This window comes from Streptomyces sp. (assembly GCF_036566765.1).
Taxonomy (GTDB): Bacteria; Actinomycetota; Actinomycetes; order Streptomycetales; family Streptomycetaceae; genus Streptomyces.
Genome location: NZ_DATCVQ010000145.1, coordinates 1 through 21,399, shown reverse-complemented (window position 1 = coordinate 21,399; position 21,399 = coordinate 1). Strand labels below are relative to the sequence as shown.

Annotated in this window: 20 protein-coding genes; 16 read left to right on the top strand and 4 right to left on the bottom strand. The window is 73.8% G+C overall.

Annotated features, from left to right (window positions below; translation table 11 throughout):
- The 11 genes from rplT to VIU94_RS07530 form a co-directional block, all read left to right on the top strand.
- Positions 1–364, top strand: a 364-nt coding sequence (gene rplT, locus VIU94_RS07580; protein ID WP_331908897.1) for a 50S ribosomal protein L20, incomplete at its 5' end; no start/stop codon positions are given.
- 162 nt (positions 365–526) lie between these two features.
- A complete protein-coding gene (locus tag VIU94_RS07575) occupies positions 527–1,366 on the top strand; it encodes a TrmH family RNA methyltransferase (protein ID WP_331908895.1) in 840 nt (279 codons plus the stop codon).
- A gap of 82 nt (positions 1,367–1,448) precedes the next feature.
- Entirely contained in the window at positions 1,449–2,672 is a 1,224-nt protein-coding gene (locus VIU94_RS07570) for a sensor histidine kinase (RefSeq protein WP_331908893.1), read from the top strand.
- 135 nt (positions 2,673–2,807) lie between these two features.
- Entirely contained in the window at positions 2,808–3,935 is a 1,128-nt protein-coding gene (pheS, locus tag VIU94_RS07565) for a phenylalanine--tRNA ligase subunit alpha (protein ID WP_331908891.1), read from the top strand.
- Complete coding sequence (pheT, locus tag VIU94_RS07560) at positions 3,935–6,463, top strand: phenylalanine--tRNA ligase subunit beta (RefSeq protein WP_331908889.1); 2,529 nt, start codon at positions 3,935–3,937, stop codon at positions 6,461–6,463. The genes pheS and pheT overlap by 1 nt, the downstream gene beginning before the upstream one ends.
- Before the next feature lie 124 nt (positions 6,464–6,587).
- Positions 6,588–8,246, top strand: a complete 1,659-nt coding sequence (locus VIU94_RS07555; RefSeq protein ID WP_331908887.1) for a LuxR C-terminal-related transcriptional regulator — start codon at positions 6,588–6,590, stop codon at positions 8,244–8,246.
- Between the two features lie 99 nt (positions 8,247–8,345).
- Complete coding sequence (locus tag VIU94_RS07550; protein ID WP_331908885.1) at positions 8,346–9,467, top strand: flavin-containing monooxygenase; 1,122 nt, start codon at positions 8,346–8,348, stop codon at positions 9,465–9,467.
- A 20-nt stretch (positions 9,468–9,487) separates the two neighbouring features.
- A complete protein-coding gene (locus VIU94_RS07545; protein WP_331908883.1) occupies positions 9,488–9,892 on the top strand; it encodes a tetratricopeptide repeat protein in 405 nt (134 codons plus the stop codon).
- A gap of 205 nt (positions 9,893–10,097) precedes the next feature.
- Entirely contained in the window at positions 10,098–11,171 is a 1,074-nt protein-coding gene (locus VIU94_RS07540; RefSeq protein WP_331908881.1) for a PP2C family protein-serine/threonine phosphatase, read from the top strand.
- A gap of 301 nt (positions 11,172–11,472) precedes the next feature.
- The gene (locus VIU94_RS07535; protein WP_331908879.1) at positions 11,473–12,816 is read left to right on the top strand and encodes an NsdA family TPR-like regulatory protein; all 1,344 of its coding nucleotides are present in this window, start codon (positions 11,473–11,475) and stop codon (positions 12,814–12,816) included.
- Between the two features lie 51 nt (positions 12,817–12,867).
- Positions 12,868–13,398, top strand: coding sequence for an NUDIX hydrolase (locus tag VIU94_RS07530; RefSeq protein WP_331908877.1), 531 nt, complete (start codon positions 12,868–12,870; stop codon positions 13,396–13,398).
- A 110-nt stretch (positions 13,399–13,508) separates the two neighbouring features.
- Here the strand turns inward: VIU94_RS07530 and VIU94_RS07525 are convergent, their stop codons facing one another.
- Positions 13,509–14,369, bottom strand: coding sequence for a 3-hydroxybutyryl-CoA dehydrogenase (locus VIU94_RS07525; RefSeq protein ID WP_331908875.1), 861 nt, complete (start codon positions 14,367–14,369; stop codon positions 13,509–13,511).
- Between the two features lie 168 nt (positions 14,370–14,537).
- Between VIU94_RS07525 and VIU94_RS07520 the strand changes: the two genes are divergently transcribed.
- Complete coding sequence (locus VIU94_RS07520) at positions 14,538–15,833, top strand: glycoside hydrolase family 10-like protein (RefSeq protein ID WP_331908873.1); 1,296 nt, start codon at positions 14,538–14,540, stop codon at positions 15,831–15,833.
- A gap of 36 nt (positions 15,834–15,869) precedes the next feature.
- On the opposite strand, the gene VIU94_RS07515 is transcribed toward VIU94_RS07520, so the two are convergent.
- Both VIU94_RS07515 and VIU94_RS07510 read right to left on the bottom strand, forming a co-directional pair.
- Positions 15,870–16,067 carry a DUF1918 domain-containing protein gene (locus tag VIU94_RS07515; protein ID WP_331908871.1) on the bottom strand — a complete coding sequence of 66 codons (198 nt, stop codon included), beginning with the start codon at positions 16,065–16,067 and terminating at the stop codon, positions 15,870–15,872.
- 91 nt (positions 16,068–16,158) lie between these two features.
- Positions 16,159–17,133, bottom strand: coding sequence for a DMT family transporter (locus VIU94_RS07510; protein ID WP_331908869.1), 975 nt, complete (start codon positions 17,131–17,133; stop codon positions 16,159–16,161).
- Here VIU94_RS07510 and VIU94_RS07505 point away from each other — a divergent pair.
- From VIU94_RS07505 to VIU94_RS07490, 4 genes are all read left to right on the top strand, one after another.
- Entirely contained in the window at positions 17,132–18,571 is a 1,440-nt protein-coding gene (locus VIU94_RS07505; RefSeq protein ID WP_331908867.1) for an aminotransferase-like domain-containing protein, read from the top strand. The two genes, VIU94_RS07510 and VIU94_RS07505, sit on opposite strands and share 2 nt — an antisense overlap.
- Positions 18,572–18,640: 69 nt before the next feature.
- The gene (locus tag VIU94_RS07500; protein ID WP_331908865.1) at positions 18,641–19,099 is read left to right on the top strand and encodes a GNAT family N-acetyltransferase; all 459 of its coding nucleotides are present in this window, start codon (positions 18,641–18,643) and stop codon (positions 19,097–19,099) included.
- Between the two features lie 125 nt (positions 19,100–19,224).
- A complete protein-coding gene (locus tag VIU94_RS07495; RefSeq protein ID WP_331908863.1) occupies positions 19,225–19,836 on the top strand; it encodes a histidine phosphatase family protein in 612 nt (203 codons plus the stop codon).
- Between the two features lie 34 nt (positions 19,837–19,870).
- A complete protein-coding gene (locus VIU94_RS07490) occupies positions 19,871–21,049 on the top strand; it encodes a methyltransferase (RefSeq protein WP_331908861.1) in 1,179 nt (392 codons plus the stop codon).
- Between the two features lie 32 nt (positions 21,050–21,081).
- Here VIU94_RS07490 and VIU94_RS07485 read toward each other — a convergent pair.
- A partial coding sequence (locus VIU94_RS07485) for a VOC family protein (RefSeq protein WP_331908859.1) occupies positions 21,082–21,399 on the bottom strand: 318 nt, incomplete at its 5' end.

Here is a 21,399-nt window from a genome sequence, read left to right as displayed (position 1 = left end):
CAACGCCCACAAGAAGCGCCGGGCGATCCTCGAGGCGGCCTCCGGCTACCGCGGTCAGCGTTCGCGCCTGTACCGCAAGGCCAAGGAGCAGGTCACCCACTCGCTGGTCTACAACTACAACGACCGCAAGAAGCGCAAGGGCGACTTCCGTCAGCTGTGGATCCAGCGCATCAACGCCGCTGCCCGCCTGAACGGCATGACCTACAACCGCCTCATCCAGGGCCTGAAGGCTGCCAACATCGAGGTGGACCGCAAGATCCTCGCCGAGCTGGCCGTCAACGACGCCAACGCGTTCGCCGCGCTGGTCGAGGTCGCGCAGAAGGCTCTGCCGGCCGACGTCAACGCTCCGAAGGCCGCCGCCTGATCTTCCAGGCCGCAGTACTTCTGCCCGGACCCGCAGGCGCGCGTGCGCCTGCGGGTCCGGGTGCGTTGGCACCCGATCGCGCCGACCGGGCCGATCGCGCCGACCGCCTTTACGCTCCCTGAGCACGAGCCCCGGACCACGAAGAGAGAACCGCCGCACCCCATGGTCACCCCCGAGCTGATCTCCCCGCGTTCCCCGCGCGTCGTCGCCGCCCGGCGGCTGGCCAAGCGCAACTTCCGGGGCAAGGACCGCCGGTTCATCGCCGAGGGCCCGCAGGCCGTCCGGGAGGCCGTCGCACACCGCGGCGTCGACGGGCAGCCCACCCTCGTCGAGCTCTTCACCACCGTCGAGGCCGCCGAGCGGTACGCCGACATCGTCGAGGCTGCACGCGCCACCGGAGCCCGCGTCCATTACGCCTCCGACGCCGTGCTCGCCGAGGTCTCGCAGACCGTCACGCCGCAGGGCCTGCTCGGCGTCTGCCGCTTCCTCGACTCGCCGTTCGAGGACATCCTGGCCGCCCGGCCCAAGCTCGTCGCCGTCCTCGCCCACGTCCGCGACCCCGGGAACGCCGGGACCGTGCTGCGCTGCGCCGACGCGGCCGGCGCCGACGCCGTCGTCCTCACCGACGCCTCCGTCGACCCGTACAACCCCAAGTCGGTGCGCGCCTCCGTCGGCTCCCTGTTCCACCTGCCGGTGGCCGTCGGGGTCCCCGTCGAGCAGGCCGTCGCCGGGCTCAAGGCCGCCGGTGTGCGGATCCTCGCCGCCGACGGGGCGGGTGAGGACGACCTCGACGACGAGCTCGACGCCGGCACCATGGGCGGCCCCACCGCCTGGGTCTTCGGCAACGAGGCCTGGGGGCTCCCGGAGGAGACCCGCGCGCTCGCGGACGCCGTGGTGCGCGTTCCCATCCACGGCAAGGCCGAGAGCCTCAACCTCGCGACCGCCGCCGCCGTGTGCCTGTACGCGTCCGCGCGAGCCCAGCGCCCCCGACGTACCCACTGAGGGGGTCCACGCCGTCACCTTCAGCTAGTAGGGTGACGGGCTCGGGGGCCCACTGCGTCACACGGAGGGGTGGGGTACGGGGATGACGGTCGACACGGACAGGCCCGCACGCGCGCAGAGCACGACGCCGCACGCCTCCGAGCCGCCGCAGGCCCTCGACGCGCCCCCCGCTCCCGAGCCGCCGCACACCTCCGACGCGCCCGCCGAGCCACAGCAGGCCACGGCGCCGCCCCCGGCTCCCGAGCCCGCCGCCCTCGTCCCGGTCGATCCCGACGACCTCCCCGACGGGCTCGTCGTCGCCGACGCCGCCGGCCGGGTCGTCTGCTTCAACGCCGCCGCCGGACGCATCACCTCCGTGCCCCCGGCCCGGGCCCTCGGCCTGCCGCTGGAGCAGGCGCTGCCCCTGGAGGACCTCAAGGGCCGGCGCTGGTGGCCGCTGACCGACCCGTACGGCGGGCTCGCCACCCGTACCGGACAGCCCGAGCGCAACCTGCTCCTGCCCGGCGGCCGGGAGGTCCTGGTCTCCGCCCGCTACGTCCGCGACACGCCCACCGGCCCGGTCCGCCGGGTCGTGGTCAGCCTGCGCGGCACCGAGGCGCGGCGGCGCACCGAGCGCAGCCACGCCGAGCTGATCGCCACCGTCGCCCACGAGCTGCGCTCACCGCTCACCTCCGTCAAGGGCTTCACGGCGACCCTGCTCGCCAAGTGGGAGCGGTTCACCGACGACCAGAAGCGGCTGATGCTGGAGACCGTCGACGCCGACGCCAACCGGATCACCCGGCTCATCGCCGAGCTGCTCGACATCTCCCGGATCGACTCCGGCCGCCTGGAGGTCCGCCGCCAGCCCGTCGACATCGCCGCCGCCGTCGGCCGGCACATCCAGGCGCACACCACCGGCGGCCAGTCCCCGGACCGGTTCTTCGTCCGCGTCCGCTCCGGCCTGCCCGATCTGTGGGCGGACCCGGACAAGATCGACCAGGTGCTCGGCAACCTGCTGGAAAATGCCGTGCGGCACGGCGAGGGAACCGTCACCATCGACGTGGCACCCGCGACCAGGCAGGACGAAGAGAAAGGCACGGCCGTCACCGTGAGCGACGAAGGCCCCGGCATCCCCGAGGAGTCGATGGGCCGTGTCTTCACCCGCTTCTGGCGGGGGAGCAAGCGCGGCGGCACCGGCCTCGGCCTGTACATCGTGAAGGGCATCGTCGAGGCCCACGGCGGGACCATCACCGTCGGGAGCGGCCCCCGGGGCGGCGCCGAATTCCGATTTATCCTGCCCGTCGGCGCCCCGGCCTATCTCGCCTGACGAGATCGAAGCCGCGCGGGCCGCCCACGGGCTCATTCGCGTCACTGCACCCCGTTAGACTCGACCTTTGGCACGTTTGCGCCCTTGTGTCGAGCGGGGGCCGCGCCCAGCCAGCCAAAGGAAGCACGGGAAGAGATGTCGGCACCCAATAAGTCGTACGACCCTGTAGAGGTCGAGGCACTGAAACCGGAAGAGATCGAGCGCATGCGGGACGAGGCGCTCGCCGCCTTCGCCGCCGCAGGCGACCTCGACGCGCTCGCCCACGCGAAGACCGCCCACACGGGCGGCACCTCGCCGCTGGCGCTGGCCAACCGGGAGATCGGCGCCCTGCCTCCGCAGGCCAAGGCCGCCGCCGGCAAGCTCGTGGGCCAGGCCCGCGGCGCCGTCTCCAAGGCGCTGGCCGCCCGCCAGACCGAGCTGGAGGCCGAGCGCGACGCCCGTGTCCTGGTCGAGGAGGCGGTGGACGTCACCCTTCCGTACGACCGCGTCCCGGCCGGCGCCCGCCACCCGCTGACCACGCTCATGGAGCGGGTCTCCGACGTCTTCGTCTCCATGGGGTACGAGGTCGCCGAGGGCCCCGAGGTCGAGGCGGAGTGGTTCAACTTCGACGCCCTGAACTTCGTCCCGGACCACCCGGCCCGGCAGATGCAGGACACCTTCTTCGTCCAGGGCCCCGAGGGCACCACGGGCGACGAGTCCGGCATCGTGCTGCGCACGCACACCTCGCCGGTGCAGGCCCGCACGCTCATCGACCGGGAGCCCCCGGTCTACGTCGTGTGCCCGGGCCGCGTGTACCGCACCGACGAGCTCGACGCCACGCACACCCCGGTCTTCCACCAGATCGAGCTGCTCGCTGTCGACGAGGGCCTGACCATGGCGGACCTCAAGGGCACCCTGGACCACATGGTCCAGGCGCTCTTCGGACCCGACATGAAGACCCGGCTGCGGCCGAACTTCTTCCCGTTCACCGAGCCGTCCGCCGAGATGGACATGCTCTGCTACGTCTGCCGCGGCGAGTCCGTCGGCAACCCCGACCGGCCCTGCCGCACCTGCGGCAGCGAGGGCTGGATCGAGCTCGGCGGCTGCGGCATGGTCAACCCGAAGGTGCTCATCGCCTGCGGCGTGGACCCCGAGAAGTACAGCGGATTCGCCTTCGGGTTCGGCATCGAGCGGATGCTGATGTTCCGCCACAACGTCGAAGACATGCGAGACATGGTCGAGGGTGACGTCCGGTTCACCCGGCCGTTCGGGATGGAGATCTGATGCGGGTCCCGCTTTCTTGGCTGCGGGAGTACGTCGACCTGCCGGCGACGGAGACCGGGCGCGACGTCCAGGCCAAGCTCATTTCGGCCGGCCTCGAGGTCGAGACCGTCGAGCAGCTCGGCGCCGGCCTGACCGGCCCGCTGGTGGTCGGCAAGGTCCTCACCATCGAGGAGCTGACGGAGTTCAAGAAGCCGATCCGCTTCTGCACCGTCGACGTCGGCCAGGCCAACGGCACCGGCGAGCCGCAGGAGATCATCTGCGGCGCCCGGAACTTCGCCGAGGGCGACAAGGTCGTCGTGGCGCTGCCCGGCGCCGTGCTCCCCGGTGACTTCCGGATCGCCGAGCGCAAGACCTACGGCCGGGTCTCGCGCGGCATGATCTGCTCCGGCGACGAGCTCGGCATGGGCGACGACGGCACGCACGGCATCATCGTGCTGCCGCCGGAGCACGAGATCGGCATCGACGCCACGGTCCTCCTGGAGCTGTACGACGAGGTCCTCGACATCGCCGTCACCCCGGACCGCGGCTACTGCCTGTCCCTGCGCGGCGTCGCCCGCGAGCTCGCCATCGCGTACGGCCTGCCGCTGCGCGACCCGGCGCTGCTCGACGTGCCCGCGCCGAACTCGTACGGCTACCCGGTCCAGGTCTCCGATCCGATCGGCTGCGACCGCTTCACCGCGCGCACCGTCGTCGGCCTGGACCCCGAGGCCCGCTCCCCGATCTGGCTGCGCCGTCGCCTGCAGAAGGCCGGCATGCGCCCGATCTCGCTGGCCGTCGACATCACCAACTACGTGATGCTGGAGCTCGGCCAGCCGCTGCACGCGTACGACCGCAGCCGCGTCCAGGGCACGATCGGCGTCCGCCGCGCCGAGGAGGGCGAGCACTTCGTCACCCTCGACGGGGCCCACCGCGCCCTGCACCACGAGGACCTGGTCATCACCGACGACCGCGGGCCGATCGGCCTCGCGGGCGTCATGGGCGGCCAGAACACCGAGATCGCGGACTCCGTCACGGACCCCGAGACCGGCGTCGTCACCGGCACCACCGAGGTCGTCATCGAGGCCGCGCACTTCGACGCGATCTCGATCGCACGCACCGCGCGCCGTCACAAGCTGTCCTCCGAGGCGTCCAAGCGCTTCGAGCGCGGCACCGACCCGCAGGCCGCCGCCGCTGCCGCGCAGCGCACCGTCGACCTGCTCGTGCTGCTCGCGGGCGGCACGGCCGAGGCCGGCGTCACCGAGATCGTCACGCCGTCCGCGCCGCGCACGGTCGCCATGCCGGCGAACCACCCCGACAAGGTCGCGGGCGTCGGCTACGGCCGCGAGACCGTCGTCCGCCGTCTCCAGGAGATCGGCTGCGACGTCCACGGCCAGGACGAGCTCGTCGTCGCCGTGCCCTCGTGGCGTCCCGACCTCAACGAGCCGAACGACCTCGCCGAAGAGGTCATCCGGCTCGAGGGGTACGAGAACCTGCCCTCCACGCTGCCCAAGCCGCCCGCCGGCCGCGGGCTGACCGAGCGGCAGCGCACCCGCCGCCGGGTCGGCCGCGCGCTGGCCGGCGCCGGCTACGTGGAGGCGCTGAACTACCCGTTCATCGGCGAGCAGGCCCTCGACCAGCTCGGCCTGGACGCGGACGACGCGCGCCGGGGCCTGGTGACGCTGGTCAACCCGCTCTCCGACGAGGAGCCCGCGCTCCGTACGACGCTGCTGCCGGGCCTGCTCGGCGCGCTGCGCCGCAACGACGGCCGCGGCGGCCACGACCTGGCGCTCTTCGAGACCGGTCTGGTCTTCCGGCCGGGCGAGAAGCCGGGCGAGGCGGAGCGGCTCGGGGCCGACCGCCGTCCCAGCGACGAGGAGATCGCGAGCCTCGACGCCGCGCTGCCCGCGCAGCCGTACCGCGTCGCCGTCGTCCTCGCCGGCGCCCGCGAGCAGGCCGGCTGGTGGGGCAAGGGCCGCCCGTCGGACTGGGCGGACGCGATCCAGGCCGGACGGCTCGTCGCCGCCGAGGCCGGGGTCGAGCTGATCATCAGCGCCGACCAGCACGCCCCGTTCCACCCGGGCCGCTGCGCCGCCTTCCACGCCGTCGTGGACGGCGAGCAGGTCCTCGTCGGCCACGCCGGCGAGCTGCACCCGCGCGTCGTCAAGGCGCTGGGCGTGCCGGCCCGCACCTGCGCGATGGAGCTGGACCTGGACCTGCTGGAGAAGGCGAACGAGGGGCCGCTGAAGGCCCCGCGGATCTCCTCCTTCCCGGTCGCCACCCAGGACGTCGCCCTGGTCGTCGCCACGGACGTCCCGGCCGTCACGGTCGAGTCGGCGCTGCGCGAGGGCGCGGGTGAACTCCTGGAGTCCATCCGGCTGTTCGACGTGTACACCGGCGACCAGATCGACGAGGGCAAGAAGTCCCTGGCGTACGCCCTGAAGTTCCGCGCCCCGGACCGCACCCTCACCGTCGACGAGGCGTCCGCGGCCCGCGACGCCGCCGTCGCCCTGGCGGCGGAGCGTTTCGGCGCGACGCTGCGCGGCGCGTAAGGCGCACCCCACGGCCGGAGGGCCGCCGCCGGGACACCCCGGCGGCGGCCCTCCGTCGTTCCTCCGAGCCTCCTCGCCCTGGCAGGCCTCGTGCGCGCGAGGTGCAATGGGGGGAGGAGGCCCCATGGACGTCGCCGCTGAACTCGAACGGGCCCGGGACGCCTTCGCTCGCCAGGCGTGGCGCGACGCCTACACCCGGTTGTCGCAGGCCGACCAGGAGGAGCCGCTCGGGGCCGACGACCTCGTACGGCTGGCCACCGCCGCCTACCTGGTCGGTCACGACGCGGAGAGCGGCGCGGCGACCGAGCGGGCGCACCACGCCTACCTGCGTCTGGGCCTGCCCGCGCGAGCGGTGCGCTGCGCCTTCTGGATGGCGGTGCCGCTCATCCTGAAGGGCGAGACGGCCCGCGGCGGCGGCTGGCTCGCCCGGGCCCAGCGACTGCTCGACGACGCGCGGCTCGACTGTGCGGAGCAGGGCTGGGTGCGGGTCCCCTCCGGCATGCGGCTCGTCTACGAGGGCGACTTCGACGCCGCGTACGCGGTCTTCAGCGAGGCCGTCGAGATCGGCGAGCGCTTCGGCGACCCGGAGCTGGTGGCCCTCGCGCGGCACGGCCAGGGCCGGGCGCTGATCGCAGGGGGAGACGTCACAGCCGGTCTGACGCTGCTCGACGAGAGCATGATCGCCGTCACCTCCGGCGAGCTGTCGCCGCTGGTGACCGGGATCGTCTACTGCAGCGTCATCGAAGCCTGCCAGGAGCTCTTCGACCTGCGCCGGGCGCAGGAGTGGACGGCGGCGCTGTCCGAATGGTGCGCCTCCCAGCCGGAACTCGTCCCGTACCGCGGCCAGTGCCTGGTCCATCGCTCCCAGGTGCTCCAGACCCGCGGCGCCTGGCCCGACGCGCTGGACGAGGCGCGGCGGGCGTGCGAGCGGCTCTCCGAGCCGCCGGGCCAGCCGGCGCTCGGCATGGCCTACTACCAGCAGGCCGAACTGCACCGGCTGCGCGGCGCGCTCGCCAGGGCCGAGGAGGGCTACCGGCTGTCCGCCCGGTACGGGCACCCCGCGCAGCCCGGGCTCGCGCTGCTGTGGCTGGCCCAGGGCCGGACCGACGCGGCCGTCGCCGCGGTCAAGGCCGCGGCGGAGGAGACGCCGGAGCGGCTCCTGCGGGCGAGGATCCTGGCCGCGTACGTGGAGATCATGCTGGCCGCCGGCGACGTGGCCCGGGCCCGGAGCGCCGCGGACGAGCTGGCGCGGATCGCCGCCGACATCGGGGCCCCGCTGCTCGGGGCCGTCGCCGCCCATGCCCGAGGGGCCGTGCTCCTGGCCGAGGGCGATGCGCCGGCCGCGCTCGACGCCCTGCTCGACGCGGGCCGGACGTGGGTCGAACTCGACGCTCCCCACGACCGGGCCCGGTCCCGCGTCCTGGTGGGCCTGGCACGACAGCGGCTCGGGGACGCCGACACGGCCCGGCTGGAACTCGACGCGGCGCGTCAGGCGTTCCGGCAGCTCGGCGCGGCCCCCGACCTGGCCCGGCTCGACGCGCTCACCGGCGAGCGACCGGGCGGCGACGCCGGGCTCAGCCCCCGTGAGACCGAGGTCCTGCGCCTCGTCGCCACCGGCCGGACCAACCACGCCATCGCCGCCGAACTGGCCCTCAGCGAGAAGACGGTGGCCCGGCACCTGAGCAACATCTTCGGCAAGCTCGGCCTGTCCTCCAGGTCCGCGGCCACCGCCTACGCGTACGAGCACGACCTCGTCGGAGGGCCGGCGCGGTGGACAGAATGACCCATCGCCGTCGCGCTGTACGGTTGGGGCGTTCTCCCGAAGCGGTCGCGGCCCCGCCCTCCTAGTGTCGATCACAAGGAACGTACGAGGAGGCCGACGATGAACCTCAGCGACAGGGCGGAACACATCGAGACGGTCGTCATCGGCGCAGGTCAGGCCGGTCTTGCGACCGGATACCACCTTGCTCGGCGCGGCCTGCCGTTCGTCGTCCTGGACGGCAACGCCCGCGTCGGCGACAACTGGCGGTGCCATTGGGACTCGCTGCGCCTGTTCAGCCCGGCGCGCGTGGCCTCGCTGCCCGGGATGCGCTTCCCGGCGCCGCCGATGTCCTTTCCCACCAAGGACGAGATGGCCGACTTCCTGGAGACGTACGCCGAGACCTTCGGGCTGCCCGTCCGCAACGGTCAGCGCGTCATGCGGGTGGGCCGCGAGGACGGACGGTACGTCGTGGCGACGGACACGGCGCCCTATGTGTGCGACAACGTCGTGGTCGCCTCCGGCACGTTCGGCCGGACCCCGTACGTCCCCGGCTTCGCCGACGCGCTCGACCCGCGGATCACGCAGCTGCACTCGAGCGCCTACAAGAACCCCGCTCAGCTGCGGCCCGGCGGCGTGCTGGTGGTCGGAGCCTCGCACTCCGGCGGGGACATCGCCCATGAGGTGGCGATGGCCGGTCACCCGACCGTATTGAGCGGCAAGATCCACGGCGAGATCCCCTTCGACATCGAAGGCGGTCCCGCGCACGCGATCTTCCCGGTGCTGTGGTTCCTCGCGCAGCACCTGCTGACCCTCCGGACACCGATCGGCCGCAAGATGCGCCCGGACGTCAGAGCCCATGGCGGGCCCCTGATCCGGATCAAGCGGGCCGACCTCTCCCGCGCAGGCGTCGAGACGACCCCGGAGCGGACGGTCGGCACGAGCGACGGTCTGCCCGTCCTCGACGGGGGCCGGGTGCTCGATGTCGCCAACGTCCTCTGGTGCACCGGCTTCCGGCAGGACTTCTCCTGGATCGACATCCCGGTCACGGACGAGGACGGCTGGCCGCTCGAAGAGCGCGGCGTGACGCCCTCGTCGCCGGGCCTGTACTTCGTCGGCCTGGCCTTCCAGTACGCCTTCGCGTCCATGCTCATCGGCGGCGCGGGCCGGGACGCGGAGCACGTCGTGCGGCACCTCGCGGGAGACACCGCGCGCCGGCGGTCCGGGGCGAAGGTCCCCGCGTAGGCCGTCCTGGGTCGGGCATCGTGGACACGGCGATCCTGCGGCGGCGGGTGGACGAGCACCTGGCGCGGGCCCGGTGGCACCGGGCCCGCGGCCGGTACGCGGAGGCCGAGCACGCACTGCGGGCGGCCCTCCGGCTCGCCCGCGGCGCAGGCGGTCCCGCCTCGGCCGAGAGCGCCGAGGCGGCGTCGGCCGAGGCGGCGTCCGCCCTGGGAGTCCTGCTCGAAGCGCTGGGCCGGCCCGCCGAGGCGGAAGAGGTCCTGCGCCTCGCGGTCCGCCTCGGTGAAGGCGCCTACGGCCCCGACGACCCCCGGCTCACCCCGCCGCTGAACGCCCTGGGCGCCGTCCTGCACCTGCGCGGCGACCTGACCGGGGCGGAGCGGCTCTACCAGAGGGTCGTCGACATCGTGGCCGGCCGGGCGCCCTGACTCCTGCGCGTCTCGCCGTACGGGCGTACGGGGGCCCGCCGTCCGTGCGGGTGGCGCGGGGATGGCGCGGGGCGGCGCGGGAGTGGCGCTCACTCCTTCGGGTGAGAAGTCTGGTGGATGTTCCCCCGTGACCCCGGGCGTCGAAAGAATCGACGCGGCCGCAGGGGCGGGCCTGCGCGCTGGAGGGCCTCAGGGAGGGCCGTGCATGATCCGTACCAGGTCGTCGCTCTCCGAGGGCTTCCGGCTCCGCCGGCTGAGCCCGCTCGTCCTTCCCGGCCTCTGGGGTGCCGTGGCCGTCACCTGGAAGCTCGGCTGTCCACTCGCCCAGCAGCCCGGTCTGCCCATGCGCATAGCGACCAGCGTCGTGTTCTTCAGCGTCGGCACCGGACTCGTCCTCGGCATCCGCCGCGGCCTCGCCCGCGAGCTGGAACGGATGCGGGCCATCGCGCACGCCGCCCAGCGGGTGCTGCTGCGCCCGATGCCGCCCCGCCTCGACGGTCTGGTGCTCGCCGCCGCACAGCTCTCCGCCTCCCGGGGCGCCGAGGTCGGCGGCGACCTGTACGAGGCCGCCGCCACCCCGTACGGCGTGCGCGTCCTCATGGGGGACGCCCGCGGTCACGGCCTCGCCGCGCTCGGGGCCGTCGCCGCCGTCCTGGGCAGCTTCCGCGAGGCCGCCCACGACGAGCCCGAACTCGGCGGCGTCCTGCGCCGGTTGGACCGCGCCCTGGCCCGGCATCTGCGGGAGCGGGCCCGTGACGAGCACCCGGCGGCCGGCGGCGCGGAGCCTGAGCATCCGGCGGCGGAGGAGTTCGTCACCGTGCTGCTCCTGGAGATCCGCCCCGACGGGACCGTGTACGCGCTCAACTGCGGCCACCCCGGCCCGTACCGGCTCGGGCCCCGCGTGGAGCCCGTCCCGGCCGGCGATCCGCTGCCGCCGCTCGGCGCGTTCCCGCTCCCGGCCGACCTGACCCCGTACCGCTGCACCCGGCTGCGCCCCGGCGAGGCGCTGCTGCTGCACACCGACGGCGCGGAGGACGCCCGGGACGCCGCGGGCCGCTTCTTCGCGCTGGACGCCGTCCTGGCCGAGGCCGCCCGCGACGCGCCGGTGTCGCCCGCGGCCCTGGTCAGCCGGGTGCACACCGCGCTGCTCCGGCACACCGGCGGCCGGCTCGCCGACGACGTCGCGCTGCTCGTCGTCCGCAACGACCGGATGCGGGTTCCGGCGCAGCCCGCCGAACCCGGGCTGCGCCGCACCCGACCGGCGCCCTCCCCGCGTTAGCGGGAGCGACGGGCGCCTCCGGTCGGCGCCGCCCGCCCTGCCACGGAGTGTCGGGCAGATCGGCAGGACGGACGGCGCAGGGCGGGCCGTCGCGCTGTAAGAGGGGGAGCTGACGGCCCGGCCGCCTCGAGGGGAGGCGGGTCCTCCGCGAGGGGCAGGGGCCCTCTGTGGAGAGGACGCTCAGTCAACAGCCCCCGGCGGTACGGCGGCAGAGCGCACAGGGTGCTTATGCGGGCATTCCATTCACACCCCGTGCGAATCGGCCCTACCCTGGGCGCACCGAACCACCGGGAGGGGCCGCATGCAGCCCAACACCCTGCTCGACGCCCTGCTCGACGAGGCGGGCGTCTCGCACGCGGGCCTGGCCGCCCATGTGAACCAGGCCGGCCGCGCCAGGGGCCTCGCCCTGAGGTACGAACACACCGCCGTGGCCCGCTGGTTGAAGGGCCAGCGGCCGCGCGGCCAGGTGCCCGACCTGATCTGCGAGGTGCTGGCCGCCCGACTGCACCGGACCGTCACCCTGGACGACATCGGCCTCGGCGTCCCGGGCTCCTCGGCCGCCGCCTCGCCCGGCTCGCCGCTCTCCGGCTTCGTGGAACGGGCCACCGCCCTGTGGCGCTCCGACGAACAGCAGCGGCCGCACGTCCTCGGTGCGACCGCCGTCACCGGCACCCCCGCCGTGATGCCGGTCTGGGAGTGGGAGAACCCGCCGGAGGACGCCGACGTCTCGCGCGAGGGCCAGACCCGGGTCGCGCCGTCCGACGTCGCCCTGCTGCGCGCCGCCCGTGCCCACTACGAGCTGATGTACCGCAAGGCCGGCGGTCTCGCGACGCGCGCCCGGATCGTCGGCTTCCTCAACTCCGAGACCGCGCCGCTGCTGCGCGGCTCGTACAACGACGAGCTCGGCCGGCAGCTGCACCGGGCGACCGGCGGCCTGGTCGCGATCGCCGGCATCTGCGCGTACGACTCCGACGCGCACGGCCTGGCGCAGCGCTATTTCCACCAGGCGCTTCGCCTGGCGAAGGCGAGCGGGGACCGCGGGCTGGGCGCTTACGTGATCGCGCTGCTGGTCAACCAGTCGCTGTTCATGGGGGAGCACCGGCAGGCGGTGGCGTTCGCGGAGGCGGCGCTGCGGTCGGCGGGCCGGCGGATCACCCCGGCGCTCGCCACCGACCTGTCGGCGATGCAGGCGAAGGCGTACGCCCATCTCGGCGACGGGGCCGCGGCGTTGGCGTGCGTCCGGCGGGCCGAGGCGGAGGCGGAGCGGATCTGCCCCGGCTCCGAGCCGGCCGAGACCGGCTATGTGCAGCCGGGGCTCGTCAACGTGCAGATCGCCGAGGCGCTGCTCAGCCTGGGTGATCTTTCGGCGGCCCACGAGCACGCGGCGGCGGCCGTCTCGACCCCGGCGCACGACCGGGGTCGGGTGCACCGGCTCGCCATGCTCTGCCAGATCGAGCTGCGGGAGGGCGAGGCCGACCGGGCGGCCCGGACGGCGGTGGAGATGACCGAGCGGGCCCGCGGGATGGAGTCCCAACGGCTGCGCGACCGGCTCCGCTTGGTGCGGGAGCATCTGCTCGCGAGCGGCGGCGGGGACGCCCGGGAGGCGGCGGAGCTGATCGACGGGGCGCTGCGCGTTCCGCTCTGAGTCGCGAGCTGCTGCGATATTGCCACCGACCGATCGGAAGGTGGCAGAAACGTGCAGTGGACGAAACTAAGCGAACAACCGGTCTATGAGAACCGCTGGTTCCGGGTGAACCTCGCGGACGTCGAGCTCCCGGACGGCCGCCACCTCGACCACTACCTCATCCGGCTCCGCCCGGTCGCCGTCGCGACGGCCGTCAACGAGGCCGACGAGGTGCTGATGCTCTGGCGCCACCGTTTCATCACCGACAGCTGGGGCTGGGAGTTGGCCGCCGGCGTCGTCGAGGACGGCGAGGACGTCGAGGTCGCCGCCGCCCGGGAGATGGAGGAGGAGACCGGCTGGCGGCCGGGCCCGCTGCGGCATCTCCTCACCGTCGAACCGGCCAACGGCCTCACCGACGCCCGGCACCACCTCTACTGGTCCGAGGAGGCCACGTACATCGGCCCGCCCGAGGACGACTTCGAGTCCTCGCGGCGGGCGTGGATACCGCTCAAGCAGATCCCCGACATGGTCGCTCGCGGCGAGATCCCGGCCGCGAACATGGCGGCGGGGCTGCTGATGCTCCATCATCTGCGGCTCGGGTGACGACCGGGGAGCTGGGCTGAGAAACACCGGACGGCCCGTACCTGTGCGGTGTACGGGCCGTCCGGCCTGCGCGCCCGTGGCAGCGGAAGCCCGGGCGCGGTTCGGGGGGCTCAGGGGTAGACGTAGAACCCCGAGCCGGTCTTGCGGCCCAGCCGGCCCGCGTCCACCATGCGCTGCAGCAGCGGGGGAGCGGCGTACAGCGGCTCCTTGAACTCGCTGTACATCGAGTCGGCGATCGAGGCGATGGTGTCGAGGCCGATCAGGTCCGAGAGCTTGAGCGGGCCCATCGGGTGGGCGCAGCCGAACTCCATGCCGTTGTCGATGTCCTCGCGGCTGGCGATGCCCGACTCGAACATCCGGATCGCGGAGAGCAGGTACGGCACGAGGAGCGCGTTGACCACGAAGCCCGAGCGGTCCTGGGCGCGGATCGCGTGCTTGCCGAGGACCTTCTCGGCGAAGGCCTGGGCGCGGCTGATGGTGCCCTCGGAGGTGGTGAGGGCGGGGATCAGCTCGACGAGCTTCTGCACCGGGGCCGGGTTGAAGAAGTGGATGCCGATGACGTGGTCCGGGCGGGAGGTCGCCACGGCCAGCTTCACCAGCGGGATGGAGGAGGTGTTCGAGGCCAGGATGGCGTCCGGGCGGGTCATCACCTGGTCGAGCACCTGGAAGATCTCGGTCTTGACCTGCTCGTTCTCCACGACGGCCTCGATGACGAGGTCCCGGTCGGCGAACTCGCCCAGGTCCGTGGTGAAGCTGAGCCGCGCGAGCGCCGCGTCCCGCTCCTCCTCGCTGAGCTTGCCGCGTTCGGCGGCCTTGGACAGCGAGTTGTAGAGCCGGGTGCGGCCGATCTCCAGCGCCTCGCCGGTGGTCTCGGCGACCTTCACGTCGAGGCCGCTGCGGGCGCACACCTCCGCGATGCCCGCGCCCATCTGGCCGCAGCCGACCACTCCGACGCGCTCAATGTCGGCCATGGAGTCCGTCACCTCGTGTCTTTCGCTCTGCTCTGGCGGCGGGCCCGTGTGATTCCGGTTCTCCGCCTCGACCCCATGACGTTACTCCGCTCGGCTCTTTTGATCGATCGTTCGGGAGGGGCATGCTGGGCGGACAGGTGTGACGTACCCGACATCCGAGGGGCATTGATGCGGCGAATGGGACGAAGGGGCTTCGTGGCCGGGGCGGCCGGTGCGGCGGCGGCACTGGGCCTCGGCGGTGCGACCAGGGCGTACGAGGGCCCCGGCGCGGGGTCGGACGGTGGTCCGTACGGCGGTCCCGACGCGGCCGGGAAGATGAGAAGAAGCCCACAACGCACCACCGAGTTCCGCGGCATGTGGCTGGCCACCGTCGGCAACCGGGACTGGCCCTCGCGGACCGACCTGACGGCCGACCAGCAGCGGGCGGAGCTGATCGGCCATCTCGACACGGCCGTGGCCCGCCGCCTCAACACGGTGGTGTTCCAGGTCCGGCCGACCGCCGACGCCCTGTGGCCCTCGCCGTACGAGCCGTGGGCGCAGTGCCTCACCGGGGTCCAGGGCCGGGACCCGGGCTGGGACCCGCTGGGCACGGCCGTCGCGGAGGCGCACGCCCGCGGCCTGGAGCTGCACGCCTGGTGCAACCCGTACCGGGTGGCCAACCACACCGACCCCGGCCGGCTGTCCGCCGCCCACCCGGCCCGGCGGCACCCCGACTGGGTCGTGCCGTACGGCGGGAAGCTGTACTACAACCCGGGGCTGCCGGAGGTCCGGTCCTTCGTCCAGGACGCGATGCTCGACGCGGTCCAGCGCTACGACCTCGACGGCTTCCACTGGGACGACTACTTCTACCCGTACCCGGTGGCCGGGCAGAGCTTCGCCGACGACGAGGCCTACGGCTGGTACGGCGGCGACTACCCCGACAAGGCGTCCTGGCGGCGGGCCAACACGGATCTGCTGGTGGGGGAGACCGCGCAGCGGATCAAGCGGCTCAAGCCGGACGTCGCCTTCGGGATCAGCCCCTTCGGGGTGTGGCGCAATGCCGACACCGACCCGTTCGGCTCGAACACCCAGGGCGGCGTCCAGACGTACGACGACCTGTACGCGGACACCCGTAAGTGGGTCCAGGAGCGCTGGATCGACTACATCGTCCCGCAGCTGTACTGGAGCATCGGCTTCGCCGGCGCCGACTACGCCGAGCTCGTGGCCTGGTGGGACGGTGTCGCCCAGGGCACCGGCGTCGGGCTCTACATCGGCGAGGCGCTGTACAAGGCCGGCGATCCGGCCCAGGCCGCCCCGTGGCAGGACGCGCGGGAGCTCTCCTGGCACCTCAGCCTGGCGGGGCGGTACCCGTCGGTCGGCGGGCACTGTTTCTTCGCCGCCAGTGAGGTCGCGACGGACCGGATCGGGGCGATGGCCACCGTGGTGGCCGATCACTACCCGACCATGGTCCGCACGCCGCGGTGAGGGCGGGGGCCGCGGCCCTCACGCTTCCGCCCGTGATCACATCGGCTGTTCGTGATGGCGTACGACGGTGTCGGGGCCCGGCGACATCAGGGCCTCGTGACCGTCGTCGTCGAACTTGACGCGGTACGGGGGCGTGCCGTTCTCGCCCAGTACCTGGAGTACCTCGGCCGTACGGTCGTGCTGACCGACGGTGCGGCCGTGCACCAGCAACTTGTCGCCCACGCTCGCTTGCATCGGGAATGACCTCCTCGCGACCGGCCTTCCGTACTTCGGAGTCTACGTCTGCCATTGTGACCTGCGTCACCCCGAGGTGTCCTGCCGGGCGTCACTTGGCGCGCTGGGTGACCGCGATGCAGACCAGCACGCCCGCGGCGGCCAGCGGGGCGGCGGGGGAGAGCTGCTCGCCCAGCAGCGACACGGACCAGACCAGCGTGAGCAGCGGCTGGGCGAGCTGGAGCTGGCTGGCCCGCGGGATGCCGATCTCGGCCATGCCGCGGTACCAGACGTACAGCCCGAAGAACGTCGAGCCGGCCGCCACCCAGACGAGGCCGATCACGCCGTGGGCGGTGAGGTGGACCGGCTCGTACGCCAGGGCGACGGCCGAGCCGACCACGGCGAGCGGCAGGCAGAGGATCAGCGCCCAGCCGATGACCTGCCAGCCCGGCATCTGAGCCGCCAGCCTGCCCCCCTCGGTGTACCCGGCGGCGCACACCAGCAGCGCGCCGAACAGGTACACGTCGCCGGTCGACACCGCGCCGCCGCTCTGCTGAACGGTGAACGCGAGGACCACGACGGCCCCGGAGATCGCGGCCGCCCAGAAGGTCCGGGAGGGCCGGCGCCCGGTGCGGATCGCGGCGAAGGCGGCCGTGGTGAGCGGCAGCAGCCCCACCACGACGGCGGCGTGCGAGGTGGTGGACGTCTGCAGAGCGAGCGTGGTCAGCAACGGGAACCCCACCACCACGCCCAGCCCGACGACGACCAGCCCGCCCCAGTGCCGCCGCTCAGGCGCCGGCACCCGCATCGCGAGCAGGAACGCCCCGGCGATCAACGCGGCGAGAGCGGACCGCACGGCGACCAGCGACCAGGGCCCGAAGCTCTCCAGGCCCCAGACGGTGGAGGGGAAGGTGAGCGAGAACGAGACGACGCCGAGGGCGGCCAGGAGGGTGCCGAGGGGGCGGGTCCTGGGGCTCGCCGTCGCGGGCCGGGCGTCCGTGGCCGCCGTCCCGGCGGGCGTGGCCGGGGTTCGCGGGGTGCCGACCGCTATCGTGGTGAGGCGAGTAGCGCTATTCTGTGTCGTCATGCAAGAGCGTAGCAGTGTCGCTGAGTTGGCGAATTCCCTGCGGTCCGAGCTCGACCGCTACTCTCCCGGAGGGAAGCTGCCATCCAGCCGCGCCCTCGTCGAGCGCTACCGGGTCTCCCCGGTCACGGTCACCCGCGCGCTGGCCCAGCTCGCCGTCGAGGGGCTCGTCGTCACCCGGCCCGGCGCCGGGGCCTTCCGCGCCGAGCCGCGCGCCGCCGCGCCCGCGACCGGCGACACCTCCTGGCAGGAGGTCGCGCTCAGCGCGGACACCGCCACCGAGCTCGTCCCCCGGTCCGTCGACGCCTCCGGCGTCCTGGTCACCCTGGCCGCCCCGCCGCCCGGCGTCGTCGAGTTCAACGGCGGCTATCTGCACCCCTCGCTCCAGCCGGAACGCGCCCTCGCCGCCGCGCTGGCCCGGGCGGGGCGCAGGCCCGGAGCGTGGGGCCGCCCGCCCGCCGACGGGCTGCCGGAGCTGCGCGAGTGGTTCGCCCGCGAGATCGGCGGCAGCGTCACCGCCGCCGAGATCCTGATCACCGCCGGCGGCCAGTCCGCCCTCACCACCGCGCTGCGCGCGCTCGGCTCGCCCGGCACGCCGGTGCTCGTCGAGTCGCCGACGTACCCCGGCATGCTCGCCGTGGCCCGCGCCGCCGGGCTGCGGCCGGTGCCGGTCCCGATGGACGCCGAAGGGGTCCGCCCCGACCTCCTCGAAGCCGCGTTCCGCGCCACCGGGGCGCGGGTGTTCGTCTGCCAGCCGCTGTTCCAGAACCCGACAGGCGCCGTCCTCCAGGGGGCCCGCCGCCGTGAGGTGCTGCGCATCGCGCGGGCCGCGGGCGCGTTCGTCGTCGAGGACGACTTCGCACGGCGGCTGGCCCACGAGGACGCGGGGCCGCTGCCCGCGCCGCTCGTCGCCGACGATCCGGACGGCGTCGTCGTGCACGTCTGCTCGCTCACGAAGGTGACCTCGGCAAGCCTGCGCGTCGGCGCGCTCGCGGCCCGCGGGCCGGTCCTGGAGCGGCTGCGGGCCATCCAGGTCGTGGACAGCTTCTTCGTCCCCCGGCCGCTTCAGGAAGCCGCTCTCGAACTGGTCGGAGCGCCCGCGTGGGGCCGCCATCTGCGGGCGGTGGCGGGCGAGTTGACGAGCCGCCGGGACACCCTGACCGCCGCCCTGGCCGTGCGGCTGCCCGAGCTCGTGCTGCCGCCGCGCATCCCCTCCGGCGGCTACCACCTCTGGCTCCGCCTCCCCGACCCCCTCGACGAGCCCGCCTTCCTGTCCGCCGCCCTGCGCGCCGGCGTGGCCCTCGCCCCCGGCCGCCCGTACTTCAGCGCCGAACCCCCGGCCGGACACATCCGCCTGAGCTTCGCCGGGGTGGCGGGCCCGACGGAGATCGCGGAGGGAGTACGCAGGCTGCGCACGGCGGTCGACGAGCTGACGGGCTGAGCGGGGCGGCGGCGCACGTGGCCTCGCAAACGGCCTGACAGCCGCCCCGCCCCCTGCGAGCCTTCGATCATGACCGAACCGATCGAGCACACCCTCACCCCGTACGGCGCGTACGAGATCTCCACCGACCCCGCCCGGCTCGACCGCGCACGCCTGCACCACTGGCTCTCCACGGACGCCTACTGGGCCCTGGGCCGCACCCGCGCCGCCCAGGACCGGGCGATCGACGGCTCCCTCAACTTCGGGGCGTACCACAGCGAGACCGGCGATTTCGTCGGGTACGCGCGGGTCGTCACCGACCACGCCACCTTCGCCTGGCTCTGCGACGTGTACGTCGACCGCCCGGCCCGCGGCACCGGGCTCGGCACCGCGCTGGTGGCCGCGGTCCGCGACCGCCTGGAGCCGTGCGGCGTGCGGCGCATCATGCTCGCCACCGCCGACGCCCACGGCGTGTACGAGAAGATCGGCTTCAAGCCGCTCCAGGACCCCGCGATGTGGATGTCCCTCGGCCTGAACGCGCCGTCCTGACCGAGTCCTGACCGAGTCCTGACTGAGTCCTGACCGTACTGAGCACGGGGGCCGGCCGCATCCGACCTCCGGCCGCGACCGTCGAACTCTTGACCTACGGGGATCGCGGCCTCACGATCGCGCCCATGGGACTCCGGGTCACGCTGGTCGCCGCGGCACGCAGCTCCTCCCTGCTCGCGGAGCGGTTCGACGACGACCGTCCGCTCGACGCCGCGGGCTGGTACGAGGTGCAGCTCGCCGCCGAGGCGCTCGTCCCGCTCGGCGCGGCCGAACTTCGCTACTGCTCCCCGACGCCCCGCAGCCGCGCCACCGGCGAGGCCCTCGGCTACGCGCCGCTCGCCCAGCCCGCGCTCCGGGACTGCGACATGGGCCGGTGGCGCGGACTGACCCTCGCCGAGGTGGCCGCGCTCGAACCGGCCGCGGTCGACGCCTGGCTCGCCGACCCCCGCACCGCCCCGCACGGCGGCGAACCGCTCCTCGCCTTCATCACCCGGGTCGGCAACTGGCTCGACACCCGGCCCGCCGACGACGGCGCGATCGTCGCGGTCGCCGAGCCCGCGGTGGTCCGCGCCGCCCTCGTGTACGCGTTGAAGGCGCCGCCCGCCACGTACTGGAACGTGGACGTCCGGCCGCTCTCGACGGTCACCCTGACCGGCCGCCCCGGCCTCTGGCACCTCCACCTGGAGGCGGCGGCGCGGGCGGACGGACTCGCGCACCCGTACGCACCGCGGCCCTGAGCCGCCCCGCCGACCGGCTAGCCTGGGAGGCACGATGAACCGTTTGACCACGTCATGGGGCGAGTTCGAACTCACCCGCTTCCCCGAGGACCCGCGCGATGCCCTGCGCGCCTGGGACGCGGCGGACGAGTATCTGCTGCGGCACCTCCACGAGACCGACCAGGACCTGTCCGGCACGGTGGCCGTCGTCGGCGACCGCTGGGGCGCGCTGACGACCGTTCTGTCGGCCGCGGCGGGGGCCGCCGGGGAAGTCGTCCAGATCGCCGACTCCCATCTGGGCCGCCAGGCGACCCTCGCCAACCTCGCCCGAGCCGGGGCCGAGGTGGGGGCCGAGGACGGCGGGGTCCGCCTCCTCACGACCCAGGACTCCCCGCCCGACCGGATCGACGTACTCCTCGTCCGTGTCCCGAAGAGCCTCGCGCTCCTGGAGGACCAGCTGCACCGGCTCGCGCCCGCCGTGCACGCCGGCACCGTGGTCGTGGGCGCCGGCATGGTGAAGGAGATCCACACCTCCACCCTCACGCTCTTCGAGCGGATCCTCGGCCCGACCCGCACGTCGCTCGCGGTCAAGAAGGCCCGGCTCGTCCACACCACGCCCGACCCCGCGCTCCGGCCGGGCGCGAACCCCTGGCCGTACCGCTACGACCTGCCCGCCGACGCCGCCGCCGGAGTGGCCGGCCGGACCGTCACCAACCACGCCGGCGTCTTCTGCGCCGACCGCCTCGACATCGGCACCCGCTTCTTCCTGAAGCACCTGCCCGAGCGCCTCGGCCCGGCCCGGGTCGTCGACCTCGGCTGCGGCAACGGAGTCGTCGGCCTGGCGGTCGCGCTGCGCGAACCGGACGCCGAGCTGGTCTTCACCGACGAGTCGTACCAGGCGGTGGCCTCCGCAGAGGAGACCTTCCACGCCAACGCCGAGCCCGGCCGCAAGGCGGAGTTCCTGGTCGCCGACGGGGTGGCGGACCTGCCCGCCGAGTCGGTGGACCTGGTCCTGAACAACCCGCCCTTCCACAGCCACCAGGCCACCACCGACCGCACCGCCCGCCGGATGTTCTCCGGCGCGCGGCGGGTCCTGCGCCCGGGCGGCGAGCTGTGGGTCATCGGCAACCGCCACCTCGGCTACCACGCGACGCTTCGCCGCGTCTTCGGGAACTGCGAACTCGTCGCGAGCGACCCGAAGTTCGTGGTCCTGCGGGCCGTGAAGCGCGGCTAGGGCCTGATCCGCCGGACAGGCCCTAGGGACCCTCAGCCCCAAGTGCGGGAGCAGAGCACCAGCTGGTACCCGTCGGGGTCGGCGACCGTCACCCCGTACTCGTCCCAGTACGGGTTGTGCGCCGTCACCCGTTCCCCGCCTGCCGCGACCAGCCGCGCGACCTGCTCCTCGGTGACGGGCGCGCCGAGGTAGACGACGAACAGGTCCTCGACGGTCGGCGTCGGCTCGACCGGCCGCTCGGGGTCGAGCGCGAGCTCGAAGTGCCACCCACCGCCGGCCGGCCCCACCATCAGCAGATCGTGCTCACCCGACACCCGCTCGGTGGTGCGCCACAGCACGTCGAGCCCCAG

Bases quoted from the DNA above. Each gene is read 5' to 3' on its own strand.
- VIU94_RS07505 (WP_331908867.1), top strand. From the start codon at position 17,132: ATGCAAGAGCGTAGCAGTGTCGCTGAGTTGGCGAATTCCCTGCGGTCC.
- VIU94_RS07495 (WP_331908863.1), top strand. From the start codon at position 19,225: ATGGGACTCCGGGTCACGCTGGTCGCCGCGGCACGCAGCTCCTCCCTG.
- VIU94_RS07550 (WP_331908885.1), top strand. From the start codon at position 8,346: ATGAACCTCAGCGACAGGGCGGAACACATCGAGACGGTCGTCATCGGC.
- pheT (WP_331908889.1), top strand. From the start codon at position 3,935: ATGCGGGTCCCGCTTTCTTGGCTGCGGGAGTACGTCGACCTGCCGGCG.
- VIU94_RS07555 (WP_331908887.1), top strand. From the start codon at position 6,588: ATGGACGTCGCCGCTGAACTCGAACGGGCCCGGGACGCCTTCGCTCGC.
- VIU94_RS07515 (WP_331908871.1), bottom strand. From the start codon at position 16,067: ATGCAAGCGAGCGTGGGCGACAAGTTGCTGGTGCACGGCCGCACCGTC.
- VIU94_RS07570 (WP_331908893.1), top strand. From the start codon at position 1,449: ATGACGGTCGACACGGACAGGCCCGCACGCGCGCAGAGCACGACGCCG.
- VIU94_RS07500 (WP_331908865.1), top strand. From the start codon at position 18,641: ATGACCGAACCGATCGAGCACACCCTCACCCCGTACGGCGCGTACGAG.
- VIU94_RS07490 (WP_331908861.1), top strand. From the start codon at position 19,871: ATGAACCGTTTGACCACGTCATGGGGCGAGTTCGAACTCACCCGCTTC.
- VIU94_RS07525 (WP_331908875.1), bottom strand. From the start codon at position 14,369: ATGGCCGACATTGAGCGCGTCGGAGTGGTCGGCTGCGGCCAGATGGGC.
- VIU94_RS07535 (WP_331908879.1), top strand. From the start codon at position 11,473: ATGCAGCCCAACACCCTGCTCGACGCCCTGCTCGACGAGGCGGGCGTC.
- pheS (WP_331908891.1), top strand. From the start codon at position 2,808: ATGTCGGCACCCAATAAGTCGTACGACCCTGTAGAGGTCGAGGCACTG.
- VIU94_RS07520 (WP_331908873.1), top strand. From the start codon at position 14,538: ATGCGGCGAATGGGACGAAGGGGCTTCGTGGCCGGGGCGGCCGGTGCG.
- VIU94_RS07510 (WP_331908869.1), bottom strand. From the start codon at position 17,133: ATGACGACACAGAATAGCGCTACTCGCCTCACCACGATAGCGGTCGGC.
- VIU94_RS07540 (WP_331908881.1), top strand. From the start codon at position 10,098: ATGATCCGTACCAGGTCGTCGCTCTCCGAGGGCTTCCGGCTCCGCCGG.
- VIU94_RS07575 (WP_331908895.1), top strand. From the start codon at position 527: ATGGTCACCCCCGAGCTGATCTCCCCGCGTTCCCCGCGCGTCGTCGCC.